This window comes from Duganella callida, assembly GCF_004614165.1.
GTDB lineage: Bacteria > Pseudomonadota > Gammaproteobacteria > Burkholderiales > Burkholderiaceae_D > Rugamonas > Rugamonas callida.
This window is the reverse complement of record NZ_SPVG01000024.1, coordinates 1-5,535: the sequence shown is the minus strand read 5'-3', so window position 1 is coordinate 5,535 and position 5,535 is coordinate 1. Positions and strand designations below refer to the sequence as shown.

The following is a 5,535-nucleotide window of genomic DNA, read 5'->3' as shown; positions in this document are numbered from 1 at the left end:
GCGTGGCGGCGGCGGGCGCCGGCTGCGCATTGCGCGGCGACGGCGCCACCCGGCGCGCCGGTGCCGGTATCGTCAGGCCCGGCAGATCCATGGCCTTGCAATACGACCCGCGGTTGATGTCGGTGTACTCCACGCGGCCATCGGGCGCGGTGCATTTGTAAATCTGCGCGTGGGCGGCGCCGCAGGCCAGCAGCGCCAGCGACACACTCAGTTTCAAACTCGTTGTCATTCGTAATCCGTGGGTGGAAAGGTCCATCCCGAATATACAACATCCAAATAAAAACGCGGGGAAAGCCCGGCTCGCCCCGCGTTCTGTGCTACCTGCTGATGCTGTTGATTACAGCGAGTAGTACATGTCGAACTCGGCAGGGTGAGTGGTCATGCGCATGCGCTGCACGTCCTGCATCTTCAGTTCGATGTAGGCATCGATCATCGAATCGGTGAACACGCCGCCGCGGGTCAGGAACTCGCGGTCCTTGTTCAGGTTGTCCAGCGCTTCTTCCAGCGAGGCGCAGACGGTCGGGATCAGCGCATCTTCTTCCGGCGGCAGGTGGTACAGGTCTTTCGACGCCGCCTCGCCCGGGTGGATCTTGTTCTGGATACCGTCCAGGCCGGCCATCAGCAGGGCGGCGAAGCACAGGTAGACGTTGGCCAGCGGGTCCGGGAAGCGGGTTTCGATACGGCGGCCTTTCGGATTGGCCACGTGCGGAATACGGATCGAAGCCGAACGGTTCTTGGCCGAGTAAGCCAGTTTCACCGGCGCCTCGAAGCCCGGCACCAGACGCTTGTACGAGTTGGTGCCCGGATTGGTGATCGCGTTCAGCGCCTTGGCGTGCTTGATGATGCCGCCGATGTAGTACAGCGCGGTTTCCGACAGGCCGGCATAGCCGTCGCCGGCGAACAGGTTCTGGCCATCTTTCCAGATCGACTGGTGCACGTGCATGCCGGAACCGTTGTCGCCAACGATAGGCTTAGGCATGAAGGTGGCGGTTTTGCCATAGCTGTGGGCAACGTTGTGCACCACGTACTTCAGGTTCTGGGTCCAGTCGGCGCGCTCGACCAGGGTCGAGAACTTGGTGCCGATTTCGTTCTGGCCGGCGCCGGCCACTTCGTGGTGGTGCACTTCCACCGGGATGCCCAGCGATTCCAGGATCAGGCACATTTCCGAACGCATGTCCTGGAAGCTGTCGACTGGTGGCACCGGGAAGTAGCCGCCCTTGACGGTCGGACGGTGGCCGCTGTTGCCGCCTTCGATTTCCTTGTCGGTCGACCACGACGCCTCATCCGAATCCACTTTCACGAAGCAGCCGGACATGTCGATCTTCCAGCGCACGCTGTCGAAGATGAAGAATTCCGGCTCGGGGCCGAAGTAGGCGGTATCGCCGATGCCCGACGATTTCAGGTACGCTTCGGCGCGTTTGGCGATCGAGCGCGGGTCGCGGTCATAGCCCTTGCCGTCGGCTGGTTCGATCACGTCGCACTGCATGAACAGCGTGGTCTCTTCCATGAACGGGTCGATGTTGGCGGTGCTTGGGTCCGGCATCAGGATCATGTCCGACGCTTCAATACCTTTCCAGCCGGCGATCGAGGAACCGTCAAATGCGTGACCCGATTCGAACTTGTCGATGTCGAAAGCCGACACAGGCACGGTCACGTGCTGTTCTTTACCACGGGTATCCGCGAAACGGAAATCAACGAATTTGACTTCGTTTTCCTGGACCATTTTCAGAACTTCTGCGGCTGTCATTGCCATGCGTATCTCCTAAAGGGAATATGTGGAACTCGTGAGGCTAAAGTAAGCAGTATCCATGCCAGCCCGAAACGCAATTACTGCAGAACAATCGCGCACCGCATTGGTGCGTTTCCAACATTTTGCACCTTGTGGGTGCATTTTAGGATTTTTTCTGAAAAGCGCATGGTTTTGGTGCATCACGGTCGCGGGCCAACGCGGACGCCATATAATAAACTCAAACTTATAACCGGAACACCTTATGAGCAAAATAGATGAGATTCTGAGTCGGGCGCGCAGCCGCAGCAGGGACTGGCCCTATGCGGGCGCCGTGACGCCGGCCGAAGCCTATGAGCTGATCGGCCTGGAAAATGCCGTCAAGCTGATCGACGTGCGCACCAATGCCGAGCGCGACTGGGTGGGCCGGGTGGCCATTCCGGACGCCCAACATGGTGCGGTGCAGTGGAACACCTACCCGGGCGGCAACGCCAACCACGAATTCATCGAAGACCTGAATTCGGTGGCGCGCAAGGACCAGGTGCTGCTGTTCCTGTGCCGGTCCGGCGTACGTTCGCGCGGCGCGGCCAAGCTGGCGACCGAGCATGGCTACCAGCACTGCTACGACATCCTGGGCGGCTTCGAAGGCGACAAGGACGAGCACGGCCACCGCAAAAACGTCAGCGGCTGGTGCCACGACGGCCTGCCCTGGCTGGGCGCCTGAAGCTCGGGGACAGACCACGTTTTTGCAACAAACCGCGAAATCGCGGTTTGTTGCAAAAACGTGGTCTGTCCCCGACTAGACGGCTTCGGCGCCGGGGCTGGCTTCGCCCATCAGGAACAGGATGCGCTTGCGCACGAATTCGATGTGGCTGCGCAGGCCGTACAGACCGTCCGCAAACGAGAGCGGGATCGAAACCTGGTTGACCAGTTCTTCGATCTCGTTCAGCCGCTTGAGCTGGTCTTCGTAGACCTGCATGCGCGTCGCTTCCGGCGCATCTTCCACCTTCTGCTCCACCGCGCGCAGCTGGCCATACCAGCGGTAAACGCGCGAACGGATGCGCCATACATACAGCGGCGGCACCACCTTCGACAGCGGCAGGATCAGCGCGCCCAGCGCCACCACCACCACCCACATGCGGTCGAACAGGTTGGCCAGCCAGAACGCCATGTAGCGCTGCAGGAACGGCGGACCGCTCTTGTAGAACTTGGCCGCCTCCGGATCGACCGGGATCTCGGTGTACTTCGCCGACGGGAACTGGCCCTGTTGCGCAAACCAGCCGGAACCGCTGTGGATCGCCGACGCGGCCTGCACGAACAAGTCCGTCAGCGCCGGATGCAGGTCTTCGCGCGCCACCAGCGTGGCGGTCGGGGCGATCAGGCTGAAGTCGGCCGCCGGGATGTTGCGCCCCAGGTCGACAATGCCCTGCGGCAGCGTCACGTGCGTCAGGAACGGCAGCTTGCGTGCGTACGCCTCGGCCTGGCTGAAGTTGAATAGTTTGATGCCGGGCGTCTGCAACAGCATCTGGATCAGCGGCGCTTCCGGGGCCGAGGTGAAGACCAGGCCATCGATGCGGCCCTCCAGCAATTCCACGGTGGCCGGCGTGTTCGCCAGCGAAAATCGCTCGACTTCACCCTTCTCCACGCCATTCAGCTCGAGGATCTGACGGAACAGGCGCGGCGAGCCGGCGCCCTTGGGGCCGTAGTTGATCTTCTTGCCGCGCAGTTGCGTCAGCTGGGTCACCGCCGGCTTGCCCTTTTCTTCGCGCAGGAACAGCCACAGCGGTTCGACGAACAGGCTGCCCAGCGAGGACAGGCCTTCACGCTCGGCCGCCTCCTCGTTGGTGGAGCCGCTCTGCACGAAGGCGATATCGACCTTGCCCTCCTTCAGGTTGCGCAGGTTTTCGCTGGAGCCGGCCGATGGCACCAGCGTGACTTTCACACCGTGCCTGGCCAGCGCCGCCGCGTATTTCTTGCCGAAGTCTTCATAGGCCGAATTTTCCTGTCCGGTGCCCAGCCGCACGGTGCGCGGCGGCGCCGGGTCCACCAGCCAGTACGCCAGCAGGCAGACGCCGACGATCATCAGCACGGTGGGAGCAACGGCAACGATCAGGTCGCGCACGGAGAACTGCGTGAACTTGAGGATTTTGGTCATGTGGTGGCGCATCGGTTTCATGGGCTCACACATTGCCAACAAATAAGCAACTATGCAAGGGAAACGCGGCTGGGAATGCCGGTGGCGGCGCGCAGTTGCCGCACCAGTTCGCCATTGCCGGCGACGATGCCGCGGCTGTCCGGACCCAGGCCGCCGCCGTCCAGCGCGGTCGCCAGGCCGCCCGCTTCGCGCACCAGCAGCGCGCCGGCCAGCCAGTCGGCGGCGTCGTTGCCGGTCTCCCAGTAGACGTCCAGCCGGCCGGCGGCGACATAGGCCAGCTGCAGCGATGTCGCGGCCATCGGCCGCAGCACGAACACTTTGGGCGCCACGGCCGTCAACAGACACAGTGCTTCCTGCTGCGCCTGGACGCCGGCCTGCAGCCGCGGCGGCACCGCCGTGCCGGCCACCGCCGCGGCCAGTTCGGTTTTGGGCGATACCCGCAGCGGCGCCGTAGCACTGCGGGCGCCTTCGCCGGCCTGCGCCATGAACATTTCTCCCAGCGCCGGGTCGTAGACGATGGCGGCGACCGCACGGCCGTCTGCCACCAGCGCCAGCGATGCCGACCACAACGGCAGACCTTGCAGGTAGTGGTAAGCGCCGTCGATCGGATCGTAGACCCAGTGCGGGGCGGCATCGTCAAAAGCCGCGCTGTCTTCATCGCGCCAGCCGATGGCGGGATACAGCGCCTGCAGTTCCGCGCGCAGGCGCGGTTCGGCAATGGCATTGACCGCATGCACCTGGTCTATCAGTTCAGGGACAGTGGCGTTACGGGCGTGGTGCGGCGCGTCTGCCGCGATGGCGTCGGTCACCTGTTGCAGCAGACGGGCGCAGCGGTCGAGGTCGAGCTGGTATGTCATGGCGTTCTCCTTGGTTGGGATAGTTGCCAGTGTAGGCAGACGGCCCGGCGCGGAATACTCGCGTTGCCGGCGTCAGGGAAGGCTCCGTGAGCGCGCTGCCAAGTGTTTGAATTTTATGCAGAATTCAGGCTTGGAGCATCCGACCGCCAGGTATCGATGCGGATCAACTCGCGTTTTGCCGCGCCGGCCATGCGAGGTAGCCGAAGATGGCCCGTTCGACGCTCTGCCGCAGCGCCCCGGTGTCGGGCTCGCCGCGTTCGCCGGCCGCATCGCACAGGGCGCGGGTGATCGCGATCAGGTCGGCGCCCACAGCCTCGGGGCGGTCCAGACCGGGAATGCGGCGCAGCACCGCCATCAGCACCGCATGGATGCGGGCGCCGTCACGCAACCGCGCATCGGCCGCCGCCAGGCGCGACTCGTGGGCATCCAGCATGCGCGCCAGGCCGGGACGGTCCAGCTGGTGCGCCACCGCCGCTGCGATCATGGCGCGCAGCGCGGCACGCCAGTCGTCCAGCCGCGACGCCTGCTCGAGGCCGGCCATCAGACGTTGCGACGCCTCGGCCAGCAGCGCCACCGTGATTGCGTCCTTGCTGGGGAAGTACTGGTAAAGCGAGCCGATGCTGGCGCCGGCGCGTTCGGCGATCAGGTTGGTGGTGTAGCGCTCCGGCTCGCCGCTGTCGAGCAGTTCGGCCGCGGCCTGCAGGATGGCCGCCACCATCGCGCCGGAGCGCGCCTGCGTCGGTTGCTTGCGGACGCCGGTCCGCTTGACGGCGCGCGTGCCGGCCACCCGCTCAGCC

The 5,535-nt window shown here is 64.2% G+C and carries 6 protein-coding genes; 1 reads left to right on the top strand and 5 read right to left on the bottom strand.

Going from position 1 to position 5,535, the window contains the following annotated elements:
• Together E4L98_RS02515 and glnA are read right to left on the bottom strand one after the other, a co-directional pair.
• On the bottom strand, positions 1-229 hold a 229-nt coding region (locus E4L98_RS02515), incomplete at its 3' end, for a DUF4124 domain-containing protein (protein ID WP_135199994.1).
• 108 nt (positions 230-337) lie between these two features.
• Complete coding sequence (gene glnA / locus E4L98_RS02510; RefSeq protein ID WP_135199993.1) at positions 338-1,753, bottom strand: type I glutamate--ammonia ligase; 1,416 nt, start codon at positions 1,751-1,753, stop codon at positions 338-340.
• Positions 1,754-1,991: 238 nt separating this feature from the next.
• Here glnA and E4L98_RS02505 point away from each other — a divergent pair, with 238 nt between their 5' ends.
• Complete coding sequence (locus tag E4L98_RS02505; protein ID WP_135199992.1) at positions 1,992-2,450, top strand: rhodanese-like domain-containing protein; 459 nt, start codon at positions 1,992-1,994, stop codon at positions 2,448-2,450.
• A gap of 75 nt (positions 2,451-2,525) precedes the next feature.
• Here E4L98_RS02505 and E4L98_RS02500 read toward each other — a convergent pair whose 3' ends face one another.
• From E4L98_RS02500 to E4L98_RS02490, 3 genes are all read right to left on the bottom strand, one after another.
• Positions 2,526-3,881 carry a TAXI family TRAP transporter solute-binding subunit gene (locus tag E4L98_RS02500; protein WP_135199996.1) on the bottom strand — a complete coding sequence of 452 codons (1,356 nt, stop codon included), beginning with the start codon at positions 3,879-3,881 and terminating at the stop codon, positions 2,526-2,528.
• A 50-nt stretch (positions 3,882-3,931) separates the two neighbouring features.
• Complete coding sequence (locus tag E4L98_RS02495) at positions 3,932-4,738, bottom strand: inositol monophosphatase family protein (RefSeq protein ID WP_135199991.1); 807 nt, start codon at positions 4,736-4,738, stop codon at positions 3,932-3,934.
• 163 nt (positions 4,739-4,901) lie between these two features.
• On the bottom strand, positions 4,902-5,535 hold a 634-nt coding region (locus tag E4L98_RS02490), incomplete at its 5' end, for a TetR/AcrR family transcriptional regulator (RefSeq protein ID WP_307722072.1).